Source organism: Pseudomonas sp. DCB_AW, from assembly GCF_026240895.1.
Classification (GTDB): domain Bacteria; phylum Pseudomonadota; class Gammaproteobacteria; order Pseudomonadales; family Pseudomonadaceae; genus Aquipseudomonas; species Aquipseudomonas kermanshahensis.
In genome coordinates this window covers 1-25,501 of sequence record NZ_JAPFCE010000013.1, presented here as the reverse complement: position 1 = coordinate 25,501, position 25,501 = coordinate 1, and the positions used below count along the sequence as shown (strand labels likewise).

Below are 25,501 nucleotides of genomic sequence, written 5' to 3'. Positions count from 1 at the left end.
GCACCACCGAAGGACCTGCTTAATGACCTACACCCTCGAAGACCTGCTGCACCTCATGGCCCGCCTGCGCGATCCGCAATATGGCTGCCCGTGGGACTTGAAGCAGGACTACGCCAGCATCGTCCCGCACACTATCGAAGAAGCCTACGAGGTTGCCGACACCATCGAGCGCGGCGATTTCGAGCACTTGCAGGGTGAGTTGGGCGATCTGTTGTTCCAGGTGGTCTACTACAGCCAGCTGGCCCGGGAAGAGGGGCGTTTCGAGTTTGACGGGGTGGTCGACAGCATCACCCGCAAGCTGATCCGCCGCCACCCGCACGTATTCCCCACCGGCGAGCTGTATGCACCGGTGGACACGCCCAGCTTGAGCGAGACCCAGGTCAAGTCGCGCTGGGAAGAGATCAAAGCCGAGGAACGCGCCGAAAAAAGCGAACCCGAACAGCTGTCGCTGCTCGATGACGTGCCAACGGCATTGCCTGCATTGTCGCGGGCAGCCAAACTGCAAAAGCGTGCGGCCACGGTCGGTTTCGACTGGCCCGACGCATTGCCGGTGCTGGACAAGGTCCGCGAGGAGCTGGACGAAGTCCTGCAGGCCATGGCCGACGGTGATGCCGATGCGCTGGAAGATGAGGTCGGCGACCTGTTGTTCGCCACCGTCAACCTGGCCCGCCACCTCAAGCAAGACCCGGAACATGCCCTGCGCCGTGCCAATCGCAAGTTCGAGCGACGTTTCCGTTTTATCGAACAGGCATTGCGCGACAGCGGTCGGCCCATCGAAGACTGTAACCTTGACGAGCTGGATGCCCTTTGGGGTGAAGCCAAACGTCAGGAAAAGAACCTGCCCAGCTGCGGCTGAGCTGTTAAGTGAGTGAACATTCATGAGCCTTTCCCTTCGCGACCAATTGCTCAAAGCCGGTCTGGTCAACCAGAAACAGGTCTCGCAGACCAACAAAGCCCAGAAGAAACAAAAGCGCCTGGAGCACAAGGGCCAGGTCGAGGTGGACGACACCCAGCAGCGCTTGGCCAAGGAAGCCATGGCCGAAAAGGCCAAGCGTGACCAGGAGTTGAACCGCCAGCAGCAGGAAAAGGCCGAGCAAAAGGCCCGCGCCGCGCAGATCAAGCAATTGATCGAAGCGACCCGCCTGCCCAAGCTCAACAGTGAGGACTACTACAACTTCGTCGACGACAAGAAGGTCAAGCGCATTGCCGTCAATGCCCTGATGCGCAGCAAGCTGAGCAATGGCTCGCTGGCGGTCGTGTCGTTTGCCGGCGGCTACGAAGTGATTCCGCGTGAGGCGGCGGTGAAGATTCAGGAACGCGACCCGCATCGCGTACTGCTGCTCAACACCCATGTCGAGGAAGCCGACGACGATGACCCGTACGCGGCTTACAAGATCCCTGACGATTTGATGTGGTAAGCATGAAAAACCCCGCCTAGGCGGGGTTTTTTGTTCAAAGACTGTGGCATTGCAGGGTCATTGTGTAGTGCGCTGACTTTCCAGGTCCTCAAGCTCTACACGGTACTGATGGGCTTCATGCTCATTGTGGAACATCCCGACCAATTGGCCTTGCTGGTGCACATCCCAGATCCGCACGCCAGCGGCCAGGCCTTCGTGGGACATTTTCGATTCGTCGCGTTCGGTTACTTGGACTGTCATCGGTAAACTCCACTGCTAGGTTGGTTGCGACACTGTGTCGCACACCTCCTTTATAGGGTTTGTTAGCAGGCTAAGTAAATAAAACAGGGATGAAACAAGTTTCATGAAGCTCAGGGGCTGCGATTTGCTTGGCTTGGGGTTTGAGTGGGGGGCGCAAATCGAGCGCCGCCCGCGCGGCGCTTCGCAGCACAAGGCTGCTCCTACATCTGTTTCGGGCCAGTCACGCCTGTACCAACGCGCGCGACCGCCTTGTTTGTTCTACATGAGGGGCGCGCGCCTGTGTCTCACGACTCATTGGCCCGAAACAAATGTAGGAGCAGCCTTGTGCTGCGAAGCGCCGCGCGGGCGGCGCTCGATCTCATAGGCGCTGAAGATGCTGTGGCGAGCACCTCTAAAAACGAAGCCCCGCACAAGGCGGGGCTCCGGGTGCTTCAGGCTGCGGATCAGTTACCCTTCACCGGCTTGCCATCGACCGTGCCATCCTGCAGCACGATCACGTACTCCTTGCCATCGGTTTCGACCTGGCGCAGTTGTACCAGCAGGTAGTCCCAGCTCTTGGCGAACCACAGCTCGGTGATGCGCTTGCTCTGGCTAGGGTCGCGCACGCGCTCGACCTTGACCGCATCGACCTGGCCGGTCTTGGTGGTGACCTTCTCGGTGCCCAGAACGCGGAAGTCGTAGGTGTCGATCTCGTCACCGTCGACCACCTGGTAGGTCATGCTCTTCTTGCCGGCCGCCACATCATGCTGCAGCGCCAGCTGGTAGGACGACTTGTCCAGCACGCCGCGGTTGAGCGGCAGGTTGATCGCATCGCCACGGTCGCTACCGGTGACTTTCTTGCTGGTCCAGTCGAAGTTCAGGTCGACCTTCTTCGCCTTGCCCAGGCCGCCACGCTCGAAGTGGTACTTCTGCGGCAGCAGGGTGTCGTTTTCCAAGCGCAGGGTGCTTTGCTCGGTCAGGCTGGCGATCATCATGGAAGCCTTGAAATTAAGGTCCCAGGTACCGTTGGCATTCTTCACCAGGCTGCGCTCGGCGGTGCCGCTCATGGGCAGCTGCTTCCAGTCGGCGGTGTAGCTGGCCGAAAAAGGCTTCAGATCAGCTGCCTGGAGGGGCAGGGCGAGCACGGCGAGAGCCAAGAGCAGGGCGCGACGCATAAAGTCTCCTAGGATCGAATCAAATGACCGCTGGCCGCCAGGGGCTGGCCATCCAGTAAGGCACCGTGCTCGTCCAGACGCAAGCGCCCCTCGGCGAACCAGTGCACGGCCAACGGGTAGATCAGGTGTTCCTGGTGGTGAACCCGCTGGGCCAGGCTTTCAGCGGTGTCGTCCGACGCCACCGGTACCACAGCCTGTACGACCAGTGGGCCGCCATCGAGTTCCTCGGTGACGAAGTGTACGCTGCAGCCGTGCTCGGCGTCGCCTGCCTCCAGGGCCCGTCGGTGGGTGTGCAGGCCCTTGTACTTGGGCAGCAGCGACGGGTGGATATTGAGCAGGCGGCCCTGATAGTGGCGGACGAAGCCGCCACTGAGGATACGCATGAAGCCGGCCAGCACCACCAGGTCTGGCGCAAAGCCGTCGATGCGCGCCATCAGCGCGGCATCGAAAGCTTCACGACCGTCAAAGGCGGTGTGGTCCAGTACGGCGGTGTCGATGCCAGCGGCTGCGGCGCGTTGCAGGCCGTAGGCATCGGCGCGGTTGGACACCACCGCACGGATGCGCACCGGGCTTTCTTCACCGCGGCAGCTGTCGATCAGGGCTTGCAGGTTGCTGCCGGAACCCGACAGCAATACCACTACATTGCAGGTCTTGCTCGGCATCAGTGTGCCTTGAGGTTCTGCAGCTCGACCTGGGCGGCGCCTTCGGCGGCCTCTTCAATGCGACCGATGACCCAAGGCTGCTCGCCTTCTGCGCGCAGAACGTTCAGGGCGTTTTCAACCTGGTCCTGAGCTACGCAGATGACCATGCCGACGCCGCAGTTCAGCACGCGGTGCATTTCATGCTCGTCAACGTTGCCTTGCGCCTGCAGGAAGTCGAATACCGCTGGACGCTGCCAGCTGGCCACGTCGACCACGGCCTGGGCGTTTTTCGGCAGTACGCGCGGGATGTTGTCCAGCAGGCCGCCACCGGTGATGTGGGCCATGGCCTTGACTGCGCCCGTCTGCTTGATCAGTTGCAGCAGCGGCTTGACGTAGATGCGGGTCGGCGCCATCAGCAGGTCGGTCAGTGGCTTGCCGTCGAGTTGGGTGTTCTCGATGTCGGTGCCGGACACTTCGAGGATCTTGCGGATCAGCGAGTAGCCGTTGGAGTGCGGGCCGGAAGACGGCAGGGCGATCAGCGCGTCGCCGGTGGCAACCTTGGAACCGTCGATGATCTCGGCTTTTTCTACCACGCCAACGCAGAAGCCGGCCAGGTCGTAGTCTTCGCCTTCGTACATGCCAGGCATTTCGGCGGTTTCACCACCGACCAGCGAGCAGCCCGCCAGTTCGCAGCCTGCACCGATACCGGTGACCACGGTGGCGGCGACGTCGACGTTCAGTTTGCCGGTGGCGTAGTAGTCGAGGAAGAACAGCGGCTCTGCGCCGCACACCACCAGGTCGTTGACGCACATGGCGACCAGGTCCTGGCCGATGCTGTCGTGCTTGTTCAGGTTCAGGGCCAGGCGCAGCTTGGTGCCGACGCCATCGGTGCCGGAGACCAGAACCGGCTGCTTGTAGCCGGCCGGGATCTCGCAGAGGGCGCCGAAGCCACCCAGGCCACCCATGACTTCAGGGCGTGCGGTGCGTTTTGCCACGCCCTTGATGCGTTCGACCAGTGCTTCGCCGGCGTCGATGTCTACACCGGCGTCCTTGTAGCTCAGGGAGGGTTGCTTGCTCATTGATCCAGGCCTTTAGGAGGGAGGGATTCTTAAAAACGACCGTGACGGCCAAGGCCGGCTTTGCTGCGGCGGCTGCCTGAAACGTCAGAGGTCTGTGAAGGCGCGCGATTTTATCAGGGTTGCCGTGCAGCGGCCATCCTCAGGCCGACGGGCAGGGCTTGAAAGCGTTAAAAAGGTGAGTGGGGAGGGTGTGGGTTGAGGGTTGTGTCGCCTGGGAGATCGAGCGCCGCCCGTGCGGCGCTTCGCAGCACAAGGCTGCTCCTACAGTTATTAGGGCCAATTATTCCTGCAAACGTCACTGGCCCGAAGCAAATTGTAGGAGCAGCCTTGTGCTGCGAAGCGCCGCGCGGGCGGCGCTCGGTCGTGAAAACACCCTAAATCCCGAGGCCTTCGCCTGGCAGTCATGCGCGCCCCTGTATAAGGTGTAAGCCATATAGGAGCATTTTTCGTTCCACCGCGGTCACAGCCTGCATGACAACGGCCGTTCCACCTTGTTTCTGGACAGGAATCCTCCATGCGTCTTTTCAACACTCTGGCAGCAGGTTGTCTTGCCCTGATCTCGCTAGCAGCGCAAGCCGAGAACGTCTCCGGGCTTTATCAGGTGCGCGAGCCGCTTCAGGGGCAGGGCGCTGAAGCCCGTACCCAGGCCACCGGCAAGGCCCTCGAGACTTTGGTCCTGCGCCTGACCGGTGACCCGAAGGCGGCGCAAAGCCCGGCATTGGCCGAGCTGCGCAAAGACCCGCAGCAAATCATCAACCAGGTTGGTACCGAAGCCGGCCCGCCCGAGTCCGTGCTGGTCGAGTTCGACCCCGGCAGCACCGAACGCGCCTTGCGCAAGGCCGGCCTGGCCCTGTGGGGGAGCAACCGGCCATCGATCCTCGGCTGGTGGCTCAACGAAAACGCCGAGGGCAGCAACCTGGTGGGTGACGGCCAATCCGCCGCCCAGCCCTTGCGCCGTGCAGCCCAGCACCGGGGCCTGCCATTGCGGCTGCCGCTGGCTGACCTGCAAGAGCAGTTGGTGGCCAATGCCAAGCAGGTCGAAGGCAATGACCCAAAACCGCTGCGCGAAGCTTCCGAGCGTTACGCGGCCGATGCCCTGCTGGCGGTACACGCTCAAGAGGCGGATGGCAAATGGCAAGGCAAATGGCAGCTGTGGGTAGGCGACCAGCACGAGCAGGGCAGTGCCGAGGGCGCCGACCAGGCGGCGTTGGCCGACGCAGTGATGCTGGCCGTGAGCAGCCGCCTGGCGCCGCGCTATGTGACCCGCCCAGGCGCCAGCAGCCAGCAGCAGATCCAGGTGCAGGGGATGAACCTGCAACGCTACGCCGAACTGAGCCGCGTACTCGAACCCTATGGGCCGCGGCTTAAAATGGTTGAAGGCAGCACGCTGACTTACGGTGTCACGGCCAACCGCGACCAATTACGTGCCCAACTCGGCCTGGCCAAGTTGCAGGAGGTACCGGCTGAGCAGGCGCCCGTTGCCCCCGCCGTGCCTGCCCCTTCAACGGGCGTGAGCCCCGAGCAACCTGATGTGCCCAAGCCGTTCGACGGCCTGCGTTTTCGCTGGTAAGGAGTACCCATAGTGACCGATATGCGCCGCTGGATCTGGCTGGGCGCAGCACTGCTGATGGCCGTGCTGTTATATAGCCTGCACAATATTCTGACCCCCTTTCTGATCGGCATCCTGCTGGCGTACCTGGCAGACCCGCTGGTAGACCGCCTGGAGCGCCTGGGGCTGTCCCGCACCTGGGGCGTGGTGGTGGTGTTCAGCCTGTTCACCCTGATATTCATGGCCTTGCTGCTGGTGCTGGTGCCGATGCTGGCCAAACAGTTGGTGCGCCTGTACGAACTGGCGCCGCAGATGCTCGACTGGCTGCAGCACGTGGCGCTGCCCTGGGTGCAACACCGCCTTGGCCTGGCCGACGGCTTCTGGAAGTTCGACAAGATCAAGGCTGCCATTGGCGAGCACATGGGCCAGACCACCGATATCGTCGGTATCGTGCTGTCCCAGGCCACGGCGTCAAGCCTGGCCTTGATCGCCTGGCTGGCCAACCTGGTGTTGATCCCGGTGGTGGGCTTCTACCTGCTGCGTGACTGGGACCTGATGATGGCCAAGCTGCGCAGCCTGCTGCCGCGCCACCGCGAACCGCAGATCGTGGAGTTGGCGGGGGAGTGCCATGAGGTGCTGGGCGCGTTCGTTCGCGGCCAGCTGATGGTCATGCTCGCATTGGGCGTCATCTACTCGGCTGGGCTGATGCTGGTGGGGCTCGAGCTTGGCTTGCTGATTGGCATGCTGGCGGGGTTGGCAGCGATCGTGCCGTACATGGGCTTTATCATTGGTATCGGCGCGGCGCTGGTGGCCGGCTTGTTCCAGTTTGGCGGTGACTTGTATCCGATGCTGGGCATCGTTGCGGTGTTCATGGTCGGCCAGGCGCTTGAAGGCATGGTGCTGACGCCCTTGCTGGTGGGCGACCGCATCGGCCTGCACCCGGTGGCGGTGATCTTCGCCATTCTTGCTGGTGGCGAGCTGTTCGGTTTCACCGGGGTGCTGCTGGCGCTGCCGGTGGCGGCGGTGATCATGGTGCTGCTGCGGCATGCACACGATTTGTACAAAGAGTCGGACATGTATGGCGCAGATGTCGATCCAGAATTGTGAGGTGGGGCCGAAAGGCCCCCATAAAGAGCCGCAACTTGTTGATTTTGTTTGCGCTCTTCTGCTCACTGATTGTGCCGCCCGCGCTCCGGGTATAGACTTTGCACACTGTTCACCAAAGGCCCCCCGTGGTCCTAGCGACCGCCCGCGAGCATGAAACCACCGATCCAGTTGCCCCTGGGTGTGCGCCTGCGCGATGACGCCACCTTCATCAACTACTATCCGGGCGCCAATGCTGCGGCATTGGGCTACGTCGAGCGCCTATGCGAAGCTGACGCCGGCTGGACCGAGAGCCTCATCTACCTGTGGGGCAAGCAGGGTGTCGGCCGCACTCACCTGTTGCAGGCCGCAACACACCGTTTCCAGCAATTGGGCGAGCCCGCCGTCTACCTGCCGTTGGCGCAACTGCTCGAGCGCGGTGTCGAACTGCTCGACCACCTCGAGCAGTACGAGCTGGTGTGCATCGATGACCTGCATGTAATTGCCGGCAAGGCCGATTGGGAAGAGGCCATGTTCCACCTCTTCAATCGCCTGCGCGACAGTGGTCGCCGCTTGCTGCTGGCGGCCTCCAGCTCGCCGCGCGAACTGCCCATCAAACTGGCTGACCTCAAGTCGCGGCTGACCCTGGCGCTGATCTTCCAGATGCGCGGCATGTCTGATGAAGACAAGCTGCGTGCCCTGCAGTTGCGCGCGTCGCGCCGTGGCCTGCACCTCACCGATGAGGTTGGCCATTTCATCCTCACCCGTGGTACCCGCAGCATGAGCGCGTTGTTCGACCTGCTTGAGCGCCTCGATCAGGCATCGCTGCAAGCGCAACGCAAGCTAACCATTCCTTTTCTGAAGGAAACCCTGGGCTGGTAAGCCCCTGAAATCCTTGGGCCAGAGCGGAAAAACGAAAAAGTCACATCTTTTTCGATAAAATTTGCAAATGGCCATGATAGAGGGCATAGTTTCCCCCTTCTAAAGGATTACTGACACGGTCGTGCCCATGCTAAAGCGCTTCGCACCCCTCGTGCCCCTCGCACTCGTGACCCTGCTTTTTGGCTGCGCGGCACAAGCCCCGGTATCTCAGCCCCAGGATCACACCCCGATCGCCGCACAGTCGGCGTTCAAGGCCAAAGCCTCGCCTTCGTCGGTATTCGGCGAACCGGAAGAGCTGGCCACTGAAGATGACCTGGAGGCCTTCTCCAGCAGCAGCAAGCCTTACCAGTTGCCAGTTCTGGCTGACAGCATTCTCGAGCGCGGCATGTCGTTGATCGGCACCCGCTACCGCTTCGGTGGTACCTCGGAGAAGTCCGGCTTCGACTGCAGCGGCTTCATCGGTTACCTGTTCCGCGAAGAAGCCGGCATGACCTTGCCGCGTTCGACGCGTGAAATGATCAACGTCGATGCCCCGAAAGTGGCGCGCAACAAGCTCAAGCCAGGCGACCTGCTGTTCTTCAGCACCAATGGTCGTGGCCGTGTGAGCCATGCGGGCATCTACCTGGGTGACAACCAGTTCATCCACTCCAGCAGCCGCCGCAGCGGTGGTGTGCGCATCGACAGCCTCGGTGATCGCTACTGGAGCAAGACCTTCATCGAAGCCAAGCGTGCCTTGGCGATGGCGCCGACCAACATCGCGCGCAACTGATAGCAAAATGATTTACCCTGCCACGGCGGCGATGCTTTGAAAAAAAGCTCGCCGCCGTGCGCATTTACAGAAAGCGTCTAATCTAAATTCTCAACACTTTTCGGCTGCGGTCCAGCGGTCTCAGACAGGATGTTCTGGCCATGGTAATGATGGCGCGCTTCGCATTCCTTTCCCTGGTGGCATTGCTTGCTGCCTGCTCCAGCCGCGCGCCTGCGCCGGCCCCTGTGGTTCAGCCGCAGGTTACGTACAGCCAGCCAGATGGTTCGCCGATTGCCGACGACGTGTTGATCCGTGCGATCGGGCTGGTGGGCACGCCTTATCGCTGGGGCGGCAATACGCCCGATTCCGGCTTCGATTGCAGCGGCCTGATCAAGTATGTCTACCGCGATGCCGCCGGCATCAGCTTGCCGCGTTCGACGCGCGAGATGATCGTCATGCGCGCGCCTACCGTGGATGCCAAGGCGCTGCAGTCAGGTGACCTGGTGTTCTTTGCCACCAGTGGTGGCTCGCAAGTCAGCCATGCCGGTATCTACGTCGGGGAAGGGCGCTTTGTGCATGCGCCGTCCACCGGCGGTACGGTGCGCCTGGACTACCTGTCGAACAGCTACTGGGCCAAGGCTTACCTGCAGGCCAAGCGCGTGATTCCGCAAGGGCACCTGGCGCAGAATCCCTGAGGCCTGCGCAGTCAGCAGTAGATCGCTGACTGTGTAGGAGCAGCCTTGCGCTGCGAAGAGGCCGGGGCATAAGTCTTAGAGGTAAGGGGCCTTCACCGGCCTCTTCGCAGCACAAGGCTGCTCCTACAAGGCCTTGCTCACCCGCCAGATCACGTTCCCCACGTCATCCGCCACCAGCAAACCGCCGCGGTGATCATTGATTACCCCCACCGGTCGCCCCATGGCCTTGCCTTCGTCATTCAGAAACCCCGTCAGCAGGTCGACCGGCTTGCCGGCAGGTTTGCCTGTCGCATCGAACGGCACGAAGATCACCTTGTAGCCACTGTGCGGCTTGCGGTTCCACGAGCCGTGCTGGCCCACGAATGCCCCCTGCCCGAACGGCGGCGGCAACACGCCAGGCTCGGCGAACGTCAGCCCCAGCGATGCCGTGTGCGGGCCCACCGCGTAGTCCGGCATCAGTGCCTGGGCAACCTTCTGCGGGGCCTGCGGCTCGACCCGCTGGTCGGCGTGTTGCCCGAAATAGCTGTAGGGCCAACCATAGAAGCCGCCATCCTTGACTGACGTGATGTAGTCCGGCACCAGGTCGCTACCGATCTCGTCACGTTCGTTGACCGCCGTCCACAGTGCGCCGCTGTGGGGCTCCCAGGCCAGGCCGTTGGGGTTGCGCAGGCCGCTGGCAAACACGCGTTGCTGGCCGCTGGCAGGGTCCACTTCCCAGATCGCCGCACGGCCTTGTTCCTTGTCCAGGCCGTTTTCCCCCACGTTGCTGTTGGAGCCCACCGTCACGTAGAGCTTCTTGCCGTCAGGGCTGGCGATCACGTTCTTGGTCCAATGATGGTTAAGCGGCCCGCCTGGCAGTTCGACCACCTGCTGGCCCTCGCCGCGAATGTGCATGGCCCCGGGCTCGTAGTGAAAGCGCAGCAGTTTGTCGGTGTCGGCCACGTAAAAGTCCTTGCCCACCAGCACCATGCCGAAGGGCGAATTGAGCCCTTCGATGAAGGTGGTGCGCACTTCCGCGACCCCATCATGGTCGGCATCGCGCAGCAAGGTGATGCGGTTGGCGCTAGGCACGCCGGCGCCGGCGCGCTGCATCGCCTTGCCCATCACCCAGCCACGCAGGCCTTTGCCATCTTCAGGCTTGGGCGGGGCGTTGGTTTCGGCCACCAGCACATCGCCGTTGGGCAACACATAGAGCCAGCGCGGGTGGTCGAGCTTGTCGGCGAAGGCCGTTACCTGCGTGCCGGCTGCAGCCTGGGGCTTGGCGCCCTGGGGCCAGCCAATGGCCGGCGCGATGTTCACCGTGGGGACCAGCGTCTTGTTGGGCGGGGGCAGTTGCGGCGAAGGGCCGCTGCCGTCCATCACGTCCAGGTGGGCTGTGTCGCTGCATCCTGCCAGGCCGGCAGCCAACACCCAGGGTAAGACGATGCCGATGCGCTTCATGGTCGCTGCTCTCCGAAAAGGAACACTCAATATTCAGAGCAGGGTTGTGCGCACGGGGTTCAGCGGCGGGAGGCATACATCTACCACACGGCAATGATGCAGGTCGCCAGGATGAACGCCCGATTTCTAGTGCCTGGAGTGGGCCATGACGGATATAAAAGCAAGGGTGATTCGCAGCCTCGAGGCATTCGATGCTGCGCGGCCGCTGGTCCGGCTGGTGGATGACGTGGTGCGGGATTACCCCGACCCTTACGCGCTGGCGAGCCAGCAGGCTGCGCGCATTCTGCAAAAACACACGGGCAGGCGAATTGACCCTCGCTTCGTCTGGTGGCACCAGTTTAATAATGAGAACTCCAGCAGCCTCAGTAAAACCGGTTGGCAACACAGCCATCCGCCGCAGAAGTCGATGTTGATGCACGAACTGGTAATCGACCGCTTCGACCTGTACTTCCAAGATGCCAGTGACGAACTCGACATGCGTGGCGGGTTTTACCGGCAGGGGCCCCATGCGCCGTTTTACGACGAGCGCAACGAAGTGCCGATGCTGGGCAGTGACGTGCAAAAAGACCTGTGGGCGCTGGACTTCGCAGTTGAGTACCGTGCGCAGGTCGAGCGCTTCTGGTCGCAGTATGGTGCTCATTTTCAAGTGCTGGCCAAGACCAATCTGCTAGGGCAGGGCGCTGAGGCATTGGCGGAGGGTACGATTACGCCAGGGGATTGGGATCACGTGCGGGGGATGGTGACCGACGCCTTGCCTAATGGTGAATTGCCGACCCTGGAGGTTCTCGAACAGGACGCCACGCGCAGCGAGATAACGGTCCACCGCTATGTGTTCGGTGAAACGGACCGTTGGTGTTTGTTCAGCCTGAGTGCGCCCGATGGGCGCGTCATGGCCTATATGCCGTGGGCAGAAAAGACCCTCAAGGGCTTCGATTCCGAATTCTCGATGGTGAGTTGGATACGCACGCAGTTGCAGTCCAAGGTCACCCTCGATGCCTTCGTGGCGGGTGCTCATAGCAATCCACGTGATACCACCGCCAGGCGGTTGATCAAGGTGCACCTGCAAGGTATTGCCGACAGCCGTTCGAACGAAGCGGCGTTGATTGCCCTGACGCTGTTCAAGCGGCCGCTTGGCACGACCCTTTTTGCTTACCTGGTCGAACAGGCCAGGCTCGAAATGCAGGGCAATGCGCAACTGATGCAAACCAATGTCGGGCTGCGCAAGGCCATGTGCAGTGGGTATCTGGCGGCGTTCCTGGGGGTGTTTGGTGGTTTTGCGCCGTTGGGCTGGCCGGTCACGCTGATGCTGCTGGGGGCCAGTGTGGGCAAGGTGGCGCTGGATGTGGACGCTGCTTTGCACGCGGGTGATGAACAGAGCCGCAAGGATGCCCTGCGCTCGGCCATGCTCGAAAGCGTATTCGCCAGCATGAATCTGGTCGATATCAGCTTCCAGGCGAGTTTTGCCTCGCTGGCGTATCAAGCACCGCCCCATGAAACGAACCTTTCATTGGGGCGCTGGCAACCGACGACTGCTTCGGCCTTGCCGGAGGAGTTGCAGGGCGCCAATACCGTGCTGACCGGGGAGCCGGGCGAGGAGGGCCGCTTGCGCGGCATTCACGTCAATGACGACGGCAGTTGCTGGATCAATGTGCAAGGTTTGTCCTATCGCGTGCGTTACAGCCATGAGCTGGCCGTGTGGTTGGTGGTTTCGGCAGATAACCCGTTTGCCTTCAGCCCGCTGCACCCGGTGCGTCTGAACCAGGCCGGGGAGTGGGAAGTGCTGGCGCCGCCCCGATTGCTGGGGGGGACACCCTTGGCCGTTGAGGGTATGCCGAGCACAAATTCACCGTTCTGGGATACCTATACGTTAGCGAACGGCCCGCAGAGCAAAAAGCTGGGTGAATTCGCGCTTGAGCGGCAGAAGGCGTTATTGGCGTCCTGGCCTGTCGTCGAACTGCCCCGCGGGCGCGCGCCCGACCTCGATGAGCGCAACCTGGACTGCGTCAAGGTCGCGGGCCGCACGCACTACTCGTATCACTACGGCCCGGAGTACTTCAACGCACTGGTCGACTACTACACCAGCGATGAGTCGAAAGTGAACGATGTGTTCCGCTCGGGGAGCTACCGGTATGGCGATGAGGATGACTATATTGCCGAGCTTGCCGATAGCCTCGAACAGTTGCCCAAAAACAATCAGGTGAGGTTGTACCGAGGGGGGCATCGCTCGCGGCGTACCGGTGGTGAGCGTTACCGAAACGGTGAGCTGCGGGTTGGCGATGTGCTGGTCAATACCGACTTCACCTCGTTCACCGAAAACCCCTACATGGCCGCGGAGTTTGCCTGCTTGCGTTACCCGAACGTGCCGGGCGGCGTGCCAGGCTTGTTCGATGACAGTTCGGTGGTGTTCGAGCTGCCTGCCGGGGACTACCACAGCGCAACGCCGATCAGCGCCTTTTCGTCGTATTCCGAAGAGGCCGAAACGCTGTTCCAGCCTGGCAACTACTTCCGCATCGATGCCTTGCAGCAGGTCTATGGCGAGTACTATCGCTTCATCAAGGTCACCCTGAAGCAGACCATCAAGCCTGCCTTGGGGCCGGTTTACGACCTGCGCACAGGGCTGGCCTTCGACCTGGCGGCCTACACGGCGCACATCAGGACCCCGGCACTGGTGACGCGGTTCTTTCCTGAATAATGTCGCAAATTGAGCCCCGCCGCTGCGCCAAAGGCGGGCGCGTTCGATTGACGCTCCCGCCCCAACCCTCTAACCTTCGCGCGTGTTTCAGGTGCCCTGCCAGCCCCGTCTGGGCAGGGTGAAACTGGGAAGCCGGTGGGCGCCAGCAAAGGCGCGAGCCCGGCGCTGCCCCCGCAACGGTAAGTGAGTCAAATGTCGCGCACAGCCACTGGATGCCAGCATCCGGGAAGGCGCGCAGGCGTGGGCCAAGGCCCGCTCACAAGCCCGGAGACCGGCCTGATTCAGCCAACGGCATCACGGAGGGTGATGCGCGGTGCACCGTGGCGTCCAGCCACGGCTCCTGCGCGTTCTCCGTCTGCCTGCCTATCGACCTGTCGCCGCTTCTCGCGTGGCGTCAGCCTGCGGAGAACCCTGATGAGCGAACCCACCGAACGCGACGAACGCCACCTGGCGCGCATGCAGCGCAAAAAGGCGGTCATCGACGAGCGCATCGCCAATTCCCCTAATGAATGCGGCCTGTTGCTGGTGCTGACCGGCAACGGCAAGGGCAAGAGCAGCTCGGCCTTCGGCATGCTCGCCCGCGCCCTGGGCCACGGCATGCAGTGCGGCGTGGTGCAGTTCATCAAAGGCCGCAACAGCACCGGCGAAGAGCTGTTTTTCCGGCGCTTCCCGGAGCAGGTGCGCTACCACGTGATGGGCGAGGGCTTCACCTGGGAGACCCAGGACCGCCAGCGCGACATCGCCGCCGCCGAAGCCGCCTGGGCCGTGTCGCGCCAGCTGCTGCAAGACCCGACCGTTCAGTTCGTGGTGCTCGATGAACTGAACATCGCGCTCAAGCATGGCTACCTCGACCTCGATCAGGTGCTGTCCGACATCCAGGCTCGCCCGCCGATGCAGCACGTGATTGTCACCGGCCGCGCGGCCAAGCCTGAAATGATCGAACTGGCCGATACCGTCACCGAGATGGGCATGCTCAAGCACGCCTTCCAGGCGGGTATCCGTGCGCAGAAGGGCGTTGAACTGTGAGTGAACTGCGACATTGCCCGGCCGTGTTGATCGCGGCGCCGGCTTCTGGCCAGGGCAAGACCACTGTGACCGCAGCCTTGGCCCGGCTGCACCGTAACCTTGGGCGTAAGGTCCGGGTGTTCAAGTGTGGGCCTGATTTTCTCGACCCGATGATCCTGGAGCGTGCCAGCGGCGCACCGGTCTACCAGCTCGACCTGTGGATGATCGGCGCGCAGGAAAGCCGTCGCCTGCTATGGGAAGCAGCCGCTGAGGCTGACCTGATCTTGATCGAAGGGGTCATGGGTCTGTTCGACGGCACCCCGTCGAGCGCCGACCTGGCGCGCCATTTCGGCGTGCCGGTGCTGGCGGTGATCGACGGCACGGCCATGGCCCAAACCTTTGGCGCCCTGGCCCTGGGGCTGGCGCGTTACCAGGCCGACCTGCCATTCGCCGGCGTGCTGGCCAACCGGGTCGGCAGCTTGCGCCATGCGCAGCTGCTAGAAGGCAGCCTGACCGAAGGGCTGCGCTGGTACGGCGGCCTGTCGCGTGAGCGCGGTATTGAGCTGCCCAGCCGCCACCTGGGCTTGGTCCAGGCCAGCGAGCTGAACGACCTGGATGCCCGCCTGGATGCTGCGGCCGAAGCGCTGGGCGCCAGTTGTGATGCCGCTTTACCACCGCCCGTGGCGTTTGCCGAGCCGGAGCCGCAGCCGGCCGCCGCTTCATTGGCCGGTGTGCGCATTGGCGTGGCGCGGGACGAGGCGTTCGCCTTCCTTTATGGTGCCAATATCGACCTGCTGCGCAACCTCGGCGCGCAGCTGGTGTTCTTCTCGCCGCTGCACGACCGCGAACTGCCCGATGTGGACAGCCTGTACTTGCCGGGCGGCTACCCGGAACTGCACCACCACGCACTGGCGGCCAATGCGCCGATGTGCGCGGCGATCCGTGACCATCATGCCCAGGGCAAGCCGTTGCTGGCCGAGTGTGGCGGCATGCTCTACCTGCTCGACGCACTGACCGACGTAGCGGGTGAGCGTGCCGAACTGCTCGGCTTGCTGACGGGCGAGGCGACCATGCAGAAACGCCTGGCCGCATTGGCCTTGCAGGCAGTGGAACTGCCCGAAGGCACCCTGCGTGGCCACACCTACCATCACTCGCTCACCAGCACCGAGCTGGCGCCGATCGCCCGGGGGCTGAGCCCCAACGGCGGGCGTGGCAACGAGGCGGTGTATCGCCTGGGCCGCCTGACGGCTTCTTACGTGCACTTCTATTTTCCCTCCAACCCGGACGCGGCGGCGGCGCTGTTGCGACCATGAGCGAACACGCTTTCAGCGACGCCGAACGCGCCGCGCTGTACCGGGCTATCGGCGAACGCCGCGACATGCGCCATTTTGCCGGTGGCGAGGTGGCCCCGGCGTTGCTCGCCCGCCTGTTGGCTGCGGCGCATCAGGCACCGAGCGTCGGGTTGATGCAGCCCTGGCGGTTCATCCGCATCACCCAGCGCGACCTGCGCGCGCGCATCCAGGCATTGGTCGAGGAAGAGCGGCTACGCACTGCCGATGCACTGGGCGAACGCGCCGATGCGTTCATGACGCTCAAGGTCGAAGGCATCAACGATTGCGCCGAACTGCTGGTGGCCGCGTTGATGGACCAGCGCGAGCCGCACATCTTTGGCCGCCGCACCTTGCCGGAAATGGACCTCGCCTCGCTGGCCTGCGCCATCCAGAACCTGTGGTTGGCGGCGCGTGCCGAGGGCCTGGGGATGGGCTGGGTATCGCTGTTCGACCCCGTGGCATTGGCCGAACTGCTGGGCATGCCGGCGGGGGCCAAGCCGGTGGCGGTGCTGTGCCTGGGGCCTGTGACCGAATTTTACCCAGCCCCGATGCTGGTGCTGGAAAACTGGGCAGAAGAACGCCCCTTGAGTGACCTGCTGTATCACAACCAATGGGGAGAGCAGCCATGAGCGTTGCCTTGCTGACCGTGGCCGGGGTGGCCCTGGATGCCTTGCTGGGCGAGCCTCAGCGGCGTCATCCACTGGTGGCGTTCGGCAACATGGCCGCCAACCTGGAGCGTCGCCTGAATGCCGGAGGGCGCGGTTGGCGCAGCCACGGCGTGAGCGCCTGGTTCCTCGCGGTGGTGCCGCTGACCCTGGTTGCACTGATCCTGTCCTGGCTGCCGTACATCGGCTGGCTGGTCGACGTGCTGGCGCTGTACTGCGCGTTGGGGCTGCGTAGCCTTGGCGAGCACGTGCTGCCGGTGGCGAACGCATTGCGCCAGGGTGACCTGGAAGAGGCGCGGCGGCGGGTCGGCTATCTGGTCAGCCGCGAAACCCGCGAGCTGGACGAGCCCGCCGTGGCCAGGGCAGCGACCGAATCGGTGCTGGAAAACGGCAGCGATGCGGTGTTCGCCGCACTGTTCTGGTTCGTGGTGGCGGGCGCGCCTGGCGTGGTGTTGTACCGCTTGAGCAATACCCTGGATGCCATGTGGGGCTATCGCAACGAACGCTTCGAGCGGTTTGGCTGGTGCGCGGCACGCATCGACGATGTGCTCAACTATATTCCCGCAAGGCTGGTGGCGCTGACCTACGCGCTGCTCGGCAAAACCCGCCTGGCCCTGACCTGCTGGCGCAACCAAGGGCCCCTGTGGGACAGCCCCAACGCCGGCCCCGTGATGGCGGCAGGTGCCGGCGCGCTGGGGGTCGAGCTGGGCGGCCCGGCGGTGTATCACGGTGAGCTGCACGAGCGGCCGCGCCTGGGCGAAGGGCCCATGGCCGATGCCGATGCTATCGAGCGTGGCTGGAGCCTGGTGCAGCGGGGTGTGTGGCTGTGGGTACTGCTGATTTGCCTGGGAGCTTACTGGAATGCTTGAACACGGTGGTCGTCTGCTGCGTGCGGTGCGTCACTACGGGATCGCGCGCGAACATTGGCTCGACCTGTCCAGCGGCATTGCCCCTTGGCCTTACCCGATCCCGCCGATTCCACTCGACGCCTGGGCGCGTCTGCCAGAGACCGAAGACGGCCTGGAAGAAGCCGCTCGGCAGTACTACGGCACCCGCCAGCTGTTGGCGGTGGCTGGCTCGCAGGCCGCGATCCAGGCCTTGCCATTGCTGCGCCCGGCGGGCCGGGTCGGTGTGTTGACCCCATGCTATGCCGAGCACCCGTATGCCTGGCAGCGGGCAGGGCACACATTGGTCGAACTGGATGAAGCCCAGGTGGAAGGCGCGCTCGACAGCCTCGATGTGCTGGTGCTGGTTAACCCCAACAACCCGACCGGCCGCCAGGTCAGCCGGGAGCGCCTGCTCGACTGGCATGGGCGCCTGGCGGCGCGTGGGGGCTGGCTGGTGGTCGACGAGGCGTTCATGGACAACACCCCCGCCCATAGCGTGGTCGACTGCGCCGAACGGCCTGGCCTGATCGTGCTGCGCTCGTTCGGCAAGTTCTTTGGCCTGGCCGGTGTGCGTTTGGGGGTTGTTGCGGCGCAGCCCAGCGTGCTGCAGCGGCTGGCTGAGTTGCTCGGCCCTTGGACTGTCAGCGGCCCCACGCGGGTGCTGGCCCAAGCCTGCTTTGCCGACCACATTGCCCACCAGGTGCAGATCGAGCGTTGCGCCGCCAGCAGCCAGCGCCTCGCTGCGCTGTTGCACAGCACCGGGCTGGCGCCGACGGGTGGCTGCGACTTGTTCCAGTACGTGCGCAGCGAGCGTGCCGCGCACTTGCATGACTTTCTTGCCCGGCGCGGCATCCTGGTGCGCCTGTTCGAGCAGCCCGCCGCCGTGCGCCTGGGCTTGCCTGCCAGTGCGGCGGACGAGCAGCGCCTGGCCCAGGCCCTGACCGATTATCATAAGGAAACGGCATGACCACGCTCATGGTGCAAGGCACCACCTCCGATGCCGGCAAAAGCACGCTGGTGACCGCGCTGTGCCGCTGGCTGTTGCGCCACGGTGTCGGCGTGGTGCCGTTCAAGCCGCAGAACATGGCGCTGAACAGCGCAGTGACCGCCGACGGTGGCGAAATCGGCCGGGCCCAGGCCGTGCAGGCCCAGGCTTGCCGGCTGGCGCCGCACACCGACATGAACCCGGTGCTGCTCAAGCCCAACAGCGACACTGGCGCCCAGGTGATCATCCACGGTCGCGCGGTCACCAGCATGAATGCAGTGGCTTATCACGACTACAAGGCCATCGCCATGCAAGCGGTGCTGGCGTCGCACCAGCGCCTGAGCGCCGCGTACCCGGTGGTCATGGTCGAAGGTGCGGGCTCGCCGGCAGAGATCAACTTGCGTGCCGGCGACATCGCCAACATGGGCTTTGCCGAAGCGGTCGACTGCCCGGTGATCCTGGTGGCCGACATCAACCGCGGTGGGGTATTCGCTCACCTGGTGGGCACGCTGGAGCTGCTGTCGCCGAGTGAACAGGCGCGGGTCAAAGGCTTCGTCATCAACCGCTTCCGCGGTGACATCGCCTTGCTGCAGCCTGGGCTGGACTGGCTCGAAGCGCGTACCGGCAAGCCGGTGCTGGGCGTGTTGCCGTATGTCACCGACCTGCACCTGGAGGCCGAGGACGGCATCGACGTGCGCCAGGTGGCCAAGGGGGAGCGCGTGCTGAAGGTGATCGTGCCGGTGCTGCCGCGCATCAGCAACCACACCGACTTCGACCCTCTGCGCCTGCACCCGCAAGTGGATTTGCAGTTCATCGGGCCCGGCCAGCCGATACCGCCTGCCGACCTGATCATCCTGCCTGGCTCGAAAAGCGTGCGGGGCGACCTGGCGCAACTGCGCGAGCGGGGCTGGGATACCGCCATTGCCCGCCACTTGCGCTATGGCGGCAAGCTCATCGGCATCTGCGGCGGCCTGCAGATGCTCGGGGCTCAGGTGCACGACCCGCTGGGCCTGGAAGGGCCGGCGGGCTCCAGCCCTGGGCTGGGCCTGCTGGACTACGCCACGGTGCTGGAGGCCGACAAGCAACTGCGCAACGTTGCCGGTACCGTGACCCTGGAAAACGCGCCGGTTTCTGGCTACGAGATCCATGCCGGCGTTACTCAGGGCCCGGCCCTGGAACGCCCCGCCGTGCAGCTGGACGACGGCCGCTGCGACGGCGCCATCAGCGCCGATGGGCAGATCCTCGCCACCTACCTGCATGGCCTGTTCGAAGGCAGCCAGTCGTGCGCCGCGTTGCTGCGCTGGGCGGGGCTGGCCGATGCAGAGACTATCGACTACCAGGCCCTGCGCGAGCGTGATATCGAACGCCTGGCGGACCTGGTGGAAAAACACCTGGACACCGCGCACCTGCGCACGCTGTGTGGAGTCGCCTGAAATGCTCAACCTGATCCTCGGCGGCGCCCGTTCCGGCAAGAGCCGCCTGGCCGAACAGCTGGCCAGCGACAGCGGCCTGCCGGTCACCTACATCGCCACCAGCGAGCCGCTGGACGGCGAAATGAACGAACGCGTGCGCATGCATCGCCAACGCCGGCCCGCTGACTGGGGGTTGATCGAAGAACCCCTGGCACTGGCGGCGGTGCTGCGCCGCGAAGCGGCCGAAGGGCGCTGCCTGTTGGTGGATTGCCTGACCCTGTGGCTGACCAACCTGCTGATGCTCGACAACGACCAGCGCCTGGCCGAGGAGCGTGATGCGCTGCTCGACTGCCTGGCGCAGTTGCCCGGCACGGTTGTCTTGGTCAGCAACGAAACCGGCCTGGGCGTGGTGCCCATGGGTGAACTGACCCGGCGTTATGTCGACCAGGCCGGCTGGCTACACCAGGCCGTTGCTGAACGCTGTCAGCGCGTGGTGCTGACCGTGGCTGGCCTGCCCCTTATGCTCAAAGGACCTGCACTATGACTCAAGCCTGGTGGCGTGATGCCTGCCAACCCCTCGACAACGCCGCCATGGACCAAGCCCGCGCCCGTCAGCAACAGCTGACCAAACCTGCCGGTTCGCTCGGCCAGCTGGAAGGCCTGGTCGTGCACCTGGCGGGCCTGCAAGGCCGTGAGCGGCCAGCGGTGGACCAACTGGCGATCACGATTTTCGCCGGTGACCACGGTGTGGTAGAGGAGGGCATTTCGGCCTATCCGCAAGCCGTGACCGGGCAAATGCTGCGCAACTTCGTTGGCGGCGGCGCGGCGATCAGCGTGTTGGCGCGCCAGCTGCAAGCCAGCCTGGAAGTGGTCGACCTCGGCACCATCGACCCCAGCCTGGCGCTGCCCGGTGTACGGCATCTGCACCTGGGCGCCGGCACCGCCAACTTCGCCCGCCAGCCAGCGATGACCGAGGCCCAGTTGCAGTCCGCCTTGCAGGCCGGGCGCGACAGCGCATTGCGGGCCGCTGAACAGGGCGCGCAGTTGTTCATCGGTGGCGAAATGGGCATCGGCAACACGACCGCTGCCGCCGCCCTGGCCAGTAACTTGCTGGGCTGCCCAGCGCGTGAGTTGAGCGGCCCAGGCACTGGCCTGGACAACGCCGGTGTGCGGCACAAAGCCGAAGTCATCGAGCGTGCGCTGATCCTGCATGGCCTGCGTGCTGACGACCCGCTGCAGGCGCTGGCCTGTGTCGGCGGTTTCGAGATCGCCGCCTTGGCGGGCGCTTACATCGCCTGCGCGCAAGAGGGTGTCGCAGTGCTGGTGGACGGCTTTATCTGCAGCGTTGCTGCGCTGGTGGCGGTACGCCTCAACCCGCAATGCCGGGCATGGCTGCTGTTTGCCCACCAGGGCGCGGAGCCAGGGCACAAGGCCTTGCTCGAAGCGTTGCAGGCCGAGCCGTTGCTGGCGCTGGGCCTGCGCCTGGGCGAGGGCAGCGGCGCCGCCCTTGCGGTCCCCTTGTTGCGCCTGGCCTGCGCGCTGCACGGGCAGATGGCGACGTTTGCCGAAGCGGCCGTGGCGGACCGCCCGGCATGATCCTCGACCTGTTGCGCCACGGCGAAACGGAGCAGGGCGGCCTGCGTGGCAGCCTTGATGATGCCCTGACTGAAAAAGGCTGGGCGCAGATGCGCAGCGCGGTCGCCGAAGCGGGCCCGTGGCAGGTGCTGGTCAGCTCGCCGCTGCAGCGCTGTGCGCGTTTTGCCGATGAGCTGGGAGCACGCCTGCACCTGCCGGTACAGCGTGAGGCCGCTTTGCAGGAGCTGCATTTCGGTGACTGGGAAGGCCGCAGCGCGGCGCAGATCATGGAAGACCAGGCCGATGCGCTGGGTCGCTTCTGGGCCGACCCTTATGGCTATACCCCGCCCAATGGCGAACCGGTCAGTGCGTTTGCCGAACGTGTAGTGGCGGGCGTCGAGCGCTTGAGCCAGCAGCATGCCGGCAAGCGCGTGCTGCTGGTCACCCACGGCGGGGTGATGCGCCTGTTGCTGGCCCGTGCACGTGGCCTGCCCCGGGAGCAGTTGCTGCAGGTGGAAGTTGCCCACGGCGCATTGGTGCGTCTGGTGCTGCGTGACGACGGTCAATTGGGCGAGGCGCACTGACATGCTGCCGTTCTGGATTGCCCTGCAGTTTCTCAGCAGCTTGCCGGTGCGTTTGCCGGGCATGCCGGCGCCGCAGCAAGTAGGCCGCTCGCTGTTGTGCTACCCACTGGTCGGGCTGCTGTTCGGCCTGCTGTTGTGGCTGGCCAATCACCTGCTGCACGGCACGCCCGCGCCTTTGCACGCGGCGTTGCTGCTGGCGCTGTGGGTGTTGCTCAGCGGCGCCCTGCACCTGGACGGGTTGGCCGACAGCGCCGATGCCTGGCTGGGTGGCTTCGGTGACCGAGAGCGCACGCTGCGGATCATGAAAGATCCGCGCAGCGGGCCGATCGCCGTGGTGACCTTGGTGCTGGTGCTGTTGCTGAAGTTCTGTGCGTTGTGGGTACTGGTCGAGCGTGAGGCAGGCCTTGAACTGCTGCTGGCGCCGGTTGTGGGGCGTGCGGCGATGCTGGGCCTGTTCCTCTGTACGCCTTACGTACGCCCCGGTGGCCTGGGGCAGGCGCTGGCCGAACATCTGCCGCGCGCTGCTGCCGGGTGGGTATTGCTCGCCAGTGCAGCCCTGTGCCTTGTCGTGGGCGGTTGGGGCGCGAGCTGGGTACTGGTTGCAGCCGTGGCTGTGTTCGCCTGGTTGCGGCGCCTCATGTGTCGGCGCCTGGGCGGCACGACCGGTGACACCGCCGGGGCAATGCTCGAGTTGCTGGAGCTGACCGTGGTGCTGGGGTTGGCGCTGGGCCTCTGAATCACCTGCACGCGATCTCCCACGCCGTTGTCCGTCATGATGAAACTTCTTGCAACACCCCTGACGCGGGTATATACACGTATCCATGCTGACCAGTGAATGCATCTGTACCCATCTGCGTCGTGCCGCCCGCGGGGTGAGCCGGCATTATGACGAGGCCCTTGCCGGCTTCGGCATCAATGTCGCCCAGTTTTCCCTGTTACGGCACTTGCAGCGGCTTGACCGCCCGAGCATCACCACCTTGGCCGAGGCCATGGGCCTCGAACGCAGCACTTTGGGGCGAAACCTGCGGGTGCTCGAAGCCGATGGCCTGGTGGCCTTGGCTGACGGCGACGACCAACGCAACCGCGTGGTGCTGCTGACCGAAGCCGGTAAGGCGCTGCTGCAAGCGGCTTACCCGGCCTGGGAGCAGGCCCAGGGGTTGCTGGTGGAGCGCTTGGGCATAGGGCAGCGTGATGAATTGGTGCGCTTGCTGGAACAACTGGCTTGAGCTGATGCGACTATAAGCGGGTATATACCCGCAAAACCTTGCGATGTGCTGGAGATAACGACAATGACTTCGGTGTGGCGAACCAGCGGGTGGGTGCTTGTGGGGGCAGCGTTGATACTGGCGCTGTCTTTGGGTGTGCGACACGGCTTTGGCCTGTTCCTGGCGCCGATGAGCGCCGACTTTGGCTGGGGGCGTGGTGTGTTTGCCTTCGCCATCGCTTTGCAGAACCTCATCTGGGGGCTGGCACAACCGTTCGCCGGCGCCTTGGCTGACCGCGTGGGCGCGGCGCGCGTGGTGATCATCGGTGGCATTCTCTACGCCGCCGGGTTGATGTTCATGGGGATGGCCGACTCTGCCTGGTCGCTGTCGTTGAGCGCTGGCCTGCTGATTGGCATCGGCCTTTCCGGCACCTCGTTCTCGGTCATCCTGGGTGTGGTTGGGCGCGCCGTGCCGGCCGACAAACGCAGCATGGCGATGGGCATTGCGAGTGCGGCCGGTTCATTCGGCCAGTTCGCCATGCTGCCCGGCACCCTTGGCTTGATCGAGTGGCTGGGCTGGTCCGCCGCGTTGCTGGTCCTGGGCCTGATGGTGGCACTCATCGTACCCCTCGTCGGCCTGTTGCGTGACCGCCCGCTGCCCAGCCATGGCGCCGAACAGACCTTGGGCCAGGCCCTGCGTGAAGCCTGCTCGCATACCGGGTTCTGGCTGCTGGCGCTGGGCTTTTTCGTCTGCGGGTTCCAGGTGGTGTTCATCGGCGTGCACCTGCCGGCCTACCTGGTCGACCAGCACCTGGCTGCGACCACGGGCACCACGGTGTTGGCACTGGTGGGCCTGTTCAACATCGTCGGCACCTTCACCGCCGGCTGGCTGGGCGGGCGCATGTCCAAGCCGCGCCTGCTCACAGGGCTTTATCTGCTTCGCGCAGTCGTGATCGTGTTGTTCCTCTGGGCACCTGTGACCCAATTCAGCGCCTACCTGTTCGGCATCGCCATGGGCCTGCTGTGGCTCTCTACCGTCCCGTTGACCAACGGCACAGTGGCGACACTGTTTGGTGTGCGCAACCTGTCGATGCTGGGCGGCATCGTGTTCCTCTTCCACCAGTTGGGCGCCTTCCTGGGCGGCTGGTTGGGCGGGGTGGTCTACGACCGCACGGGCAACTACGACCTGGTCTGGCAGATTTCGATCCTGCTCAGCCTGCTGGCCGCTGCCCTCAACTGGCCGGTACGTGAACGCCCGGTCGCCCGCCTGCAGGCCCAGGCCGCATGAAGCGCTACCTGGCCCAAGGGTTGCTCGCCGTTGCCGCGATCGTGCTACTGGCGCTGGTGTGGTGGGGGTGGCACCAGGGTGGGTTGGCGTTGATGCAACTGGGCATGGGGGTTTGTTAAGCGCTACCCTGCAAGTTCAAGGATTGTCTTGCGGGAGAAACGAACGATGCGTGCACATTGGTTGACGGTGCCTGTGCTGGCCCTGCTTGCCGCCACGTCGAGCTGGGCTGCGGATTGCCCGGCCGTGTTGCAGGGCAGCCTGCCCGAACTGCGTGGCAAAGGGCAGGTTGATCTGTGCCAGCGCTTTGCCGGCAAGCCGCTGGTGGTGGTCAACACCGCCAGCTATTGCGGGTTTGCGCCGCAGTTCGAGGGGCTTGAGGCGACGTACAAGGAGTACCACGAGCAGGGCTTGGAGATGCTCGGTGTGCCTTCTAATGACTTCAAGCAGGAAGACGCCGACAGCGAGAAGATTGCCAAGGTCTGCTACGCCAATTACGGGGTGACCTTCACCATGACCAAGGCCCAGCCGGTGCGTGGCAAGGATGCGATCCCGCTGTTCAGCGAGCTGGCGAGCCAGAGCAATGCGCCGAAGTGGAATTTCTACAAATACGTGGTGGACCGCAAGGGCAAGGTGATTGGCAGCTTCTCTAGCCTGACCAAGCCGGACGACCCGGCCTTCAGGGCAGCGATCGAGAAGGCCATCGCATCGCAGCCATAGTGCCGTTTTTTTGTAGGAGCAGCACAAGGCTGCTCCTACAAAGGGTGTGGTGATTCAATGGGGGGGCGGTGATTGCCATCCGTCCAGGCCGGACGACCCGGTATTCAGAGCAGCGATCGAGAAGGCCATCGTATCGCAGCCGTAGTGCCGCTTTTTTTTGTAGGAGCAGCCTTGTGCTGCGAAGAGGCCGGTGCAGGTATTGGCTATGTCAGTTGCCTGTACCGGCC

At 64.1% G+C, this 25,501-nt stretch carries 27 protein-coding genes and 1 riboswitch; of the genes, 22 read left to right on the top strand and 5 right to left on the bottom strand.

Annotation, left to right across the window (positions count from 1 at the left end):
• Window positions 1-22 precede the first annotated feature (22 nt).
• The gene (gene mazG / locus OO306_RS10580) at window positions 23-856 is read left to right on the top strand and encodes a nucleoside triphosphate pyrophosphohydrolase (RefSeq protein WP_027595851.1); all 834 of its coding nucleotides are present in this window, start codon (window positions 23-25) and stop codon (window positions 854-856) included.
• A 22-nt stretch (window positions 857-878) separates the two neighbouring features.
• A complete protein-coding gene (locus OO306_RS10575) occupies window positions 879-1,418 on the top strand; it encodes a DUF2058 domain-containing protein (protein WP_027595852.1) in 540 nt (179 codons plus the stop codon).
• A 57-nt stretch (window positions 1,419-1,475) separates the two neighbouring features.
• On the opposite strand, the gene OO306_RS10570 is transcribed toward OO306_RS10575, so the two are convergent.
• The 4 genes from OO306_RS10570 to purM form a co-directional block, all read right to left on the bottom strand.
• Entirely contained in the window at window positions 1,476-1,658 is a 183-nt protein-coding gene (locus OO306_RS10570; protein WP_027595853.1) for a hypothetical protein, read from the bottom strand.
• A gap of 443 nt (window positions 1,659-2,101) precedes the next feature.
• Window positions 2,102-2,812, bottom strand: coding sequence for a DUF3108 domain-containing protein (locus tag OO306_RS10565; protein ID WP_027595854.1), 711 nt, complete (start codon window positions 2,810-2,812; stop codon window positions 2,102-2,104).
• Window positions 2,813-2,820: 8 nt separating this feature from the next.
• Window positions 2,821-3,474, bottom strand: coding sequence for a phosphoribosylglycinamide formyltransferase (purN, locus tag OO306_RS10560; protein ID WP_265968591.1), 654 nt, complete (start codon window positions 3,472-3,474; stop codon window positions 2,821-2,823).
• Window positions 3,474-4,532: a phosphoribosylformylglycinamidine cyclo-ligase gene (gene purM / locus OO306_RS10555; protein WP_027595856.1), complete on the bottom strand. Its 1,059-nt coding sequence runs from the start codon at window positions 4,530-4,532 to the stop codon at window positions 3,474-3,476. Before purM ends, purN begins: the two co-directional genes overlap by 1 nt.
• A 514-nt stretch (window positions 4,533-5,046) precedes the next feature.
• On the opposite strand from purM, the gene OO306_RS10550 reads away from it, so the two are divergent.
• The 5 genes from OO306_RS10550 to OO306_RS10530 all read left to right on the top strand — a co-directional run bounded on the left by OO306_RS10550 (window position 5,047) and on the right by OO306_RS10530 (window position 9,489).
• Window positions 5,047-6,102, top strand: a complete 1,056-nt coding sequence (locus OO306_RS10550) for a DUF2066 domain-containing protein (protein ID WP_265968590.1) — start codon at window positions 5,047-5,049, stop codon at window positions 6,100-6,102.
• A gap of 12 nt (window positions 6,103-6,114) precedes the next feature.
• Window positions 6,115-7,188, top strand: a complete 1,074-nt coding sequence (locus OO306_RS10545; RefSeq protein ID WP_099428509.1) for an AI-2E family transporter — start codon at window positions 6,115-6,117, stop codon at window positions 7,186-7,188.
• 150 nt (window positions 7,189-7,338) lie between these two features.
• Window positions 7,339-8,046, top strand: a complete 708-nt coding sequence (gene hda / locus OO306_RS10540) for a DnaA regulatory inactivator Hda (RefSeq protein WP_027595859.1) — start codon at window positions 7,339-7,341, stop codon at window positions 8,044-8,046.
• Window positions 8,047-8,173: 127 nt separating this feature from the next.
• Entirely contained in the window at window positions 8,174-8,815 is a 642-nt protein-coding gene (locus OO306_RS10535; protein ID WP_027595860.1) for a C40 family peptidase, read from the top strand.
• A gap of 140 nt (window positions 8,816-8,955) precedes the next feature.
• Window positions 8,956-9,489 carry a C40 family peptidase gene (locus tag OO306_RS10530; protein ID WP_099453169.1) on the top strand — a complete coding sequence of 178 codons (534 nt, stop codon included), beginning with the start codon at window positions 8,956-8,958 and terminating at the stop codon, window positions 9,487-9,489.
• Between the two features lie 123 nt (window positions 9,490-9,612).
• Here OO306_RS10530 and OO306_RS10525 read toward each other — a convergent pair whose 3' ends face one another.
• Window positions 9,613-10,929 carry a sorbosone dehydrogenase family protein gene (locus tag OO306_RS10525; RefSeq protein WP_265968588.1) on the bottom strand — a complete coding sequence of 439 codons (1,317 nt, stop codon included), beginning with the start codon at window positions 10,927-10,929 and terminating at the stop codon, window positions 9,613-9,615.
• 145 nt (window positions 10,930-11,074) lie between these two features.
• Between OO306_RS10525 and OO306_RS10520 the strand changes: the two genes are divergently transcribed.
• The 15 genes from OO306_RS10520 (at window position 11,075) to OO306_RS10450 (ending at window position 25,274) form a co-directional block, all read left to right on the top strand.
• The gene (locus OO306_RS10520; protein ID WP_265968587.1) at window positions 11,075-13,621 is read left to right on the top strand and encodes a DUF6543 domain-containing protein; all 2,547 of its coding nucleotides are present in this window, start codon (window positions 11,075-11,077) and stop codon (window positions 13,619-13,621) included.
• Window positions 13,622-13,693: 72 nt separating this feature from the next.
• Window positions 13,694-13,916: riboswitch (cobalamin riboswitch) on the top strand.
• 119 nt (window positions 13,917-14,035) lie between these two features.
• Window positions 14,036-14,647, top strand: a complete 612-nt coding sequence (gene cobO, locus OO306_RS10515) for a cob(I)yrinic acid a,c-diamide adenosyltransferase (RefSeq protein ID WP_027595864.1) — start codon at window positions 14,036-14,038, stop codon at window positions 14,645-14,647.
• Window positions 14,644-15,939, top strand: a complete 1,296-nt coding sequence (locus OO306_RS10510) for a cobyrinate a,c-diamide synthase (protein WP_265968585.1) — start codon at window positions 14,644-14,646, stop codon at window positions 15,937-15,939. The genes cobO and OO306_RS10510 overlap by 4 nt, the downstream gene beginning before the upstream one ends.
• Entirely contained in the window at window positions 15,936-16,586 is a 651-nt protein-coding gene (gene bluB, locus OO306_RS10505; RefSeq protein ID WP_238215247.1) for a 5,6-dimethylbenzimidazole synthase, read from the top strand. The genes OO306_RS10510 and bluB overlap by 4 nt, the downstream gene beginning before the upstream one ends.
• Window positions 16,583-17,491 carry an adenosylcobinamide-phosphate synthase CbiB gene (cbiB, locus tag OO306_RS10500; protein WP_265968584.1) on the top strand — a complete coding sequence of 303 codons (909 nt, stop codon included), beginning with the start codon at window positions 16,583-16,585 and terminating at the stop codon, window positions 17,489-17,491. Before bluB ends, cbiB begins: the two co-directional genes overlap by 4 nt.
• Window positions 17,484-18,476 (top strand): threonine-phosphate decarboxylase CobD, encoded by a 993-nt coding sequence (gene cobD, locus OO306_RS10495; RefSeq protein ID WP_265968583.1) that lies wholly within the window; start codon window positions 17,484-17,486, stop codon window positions 18,474-18,476. The genes cbiB and cobD overlap by 8 nt, the downstream gene beginning before the upstream one ends.
• Window positions 18,473-19,927, top strand: a complete 1,455-nt coding sequence (locus OO306_RS10490; RefSeq protein WP_265968582.1) for a cobyric acid synthase — start codon at window positions 18,473-18,475, stop codon at window positions 19,925-19,927. The genes cobD and OO306_RS10490 overlap by 4 nt, the downstream gene beginning before the upstream one ends.
• Before the next feature lies 1 nt (window position 19,928).
• Window positions 19,929-20,450, top strand: coding sequence for a bifunctional adenosylcobinamide kinase/adenosylcobinamide-phosphate guanylyltransferase (cobU, locus tag OO306_RS10485; RefSeq protein ID WP_265968581.1), 522 nt, complete (start codon window positions 19,929-19,931; stop codon window positions 20,448-20,450).
• A complete protein-coding gene (gene cobT / locus OO306_RS10480) occupies window positions 20,447-21,502 on the top strand; it encodes a nicotinate-nucleotide--dimethylbenzimidazole phosphoribosyltransferase (protein WP_265968580.1) in 1,056 nt (351 codons plus the stop codon). The genes cobU and cobT overlap by 4 nt, the downstream gene beginning before the upstream one ends.
• Entirely contained in the window at window positions 21,499-22,065 is a 567-nt protein-coding gene (gene cobC, locus OO306_RS10475) for an alpha-ribazole phosphatase family protein (RefSeq protein WP_265968579.1), read from the top strand. Before cobT ends, cobC begins: the two co-directional genes overlap by 4 nt.
• A gap of 1 nt (window position 22,066) precedes the next feature.
• Entirely contained in the window at window positions 22,067-22,801 is a 735-nt protein-coding gene (locus tag OO306_RS10470; RefSeq protein WP_265968578.1) for an adenosylcobinamide-GDP ribazoletransferase, read from the top strand.
• A gap of 85 nt (window positions 22,802-22,886) precedes the next feature.
• The gene (locus OO306_RS10465; protein WP_265968577.1) at window positions 22,887-23,291 is read left to right on the top strand and encodes a MarR family winged helix-turn-helix transcriptional regulator; all 405 of its coding nucleotides are present in this window, start codon (window positions 22,887-22,889) and stop codon (window positions 23,289-23,291) included.
• Window positions 23,292-23,363: 72 nt separating this feature from the next.
• The gene (locus OO306_RS10460; protein WP_172960403.1) at window positions 23,364-24,557 is read left to right on the top strand and encodes an MFS transporter; all 1,194 of its coding nucleotides are present in this window, start codon (window positions 23,364-23,366) and stop codon (window positions 24,555-24,557) included.
• The gene (locus tag OO306_RS10455; protein ID WP_258703717.1) at window positions 24,554-24,676 is read left to right on the top strand and encodes a hypothetical protein; all 123 of its coding nucleotides are present in this window, start codon (window positions 24,554-24,556) and stop codon (window positions 24,674-24,676) included. Before OO306_RS10460 ends, OO306_RS10455 begins: the two co-directional genes overlap by 4 nt.
• A gap of 46 nt (window positions 24,677-24,722) precedes the next feature.
• Window positions 24,723-25,274, top strand: coding sequence for a glutathione peroxidase (locus tag OO306_RS10450; protein ID WP_027595876.1), 552 nt, complete (start codon window positions 24,723-24,725; stop codon window positions 25,272-25,274).
• The last annotated feature ends 227 nt before the right edge of the window (window positions 25,275-25,501 follow it).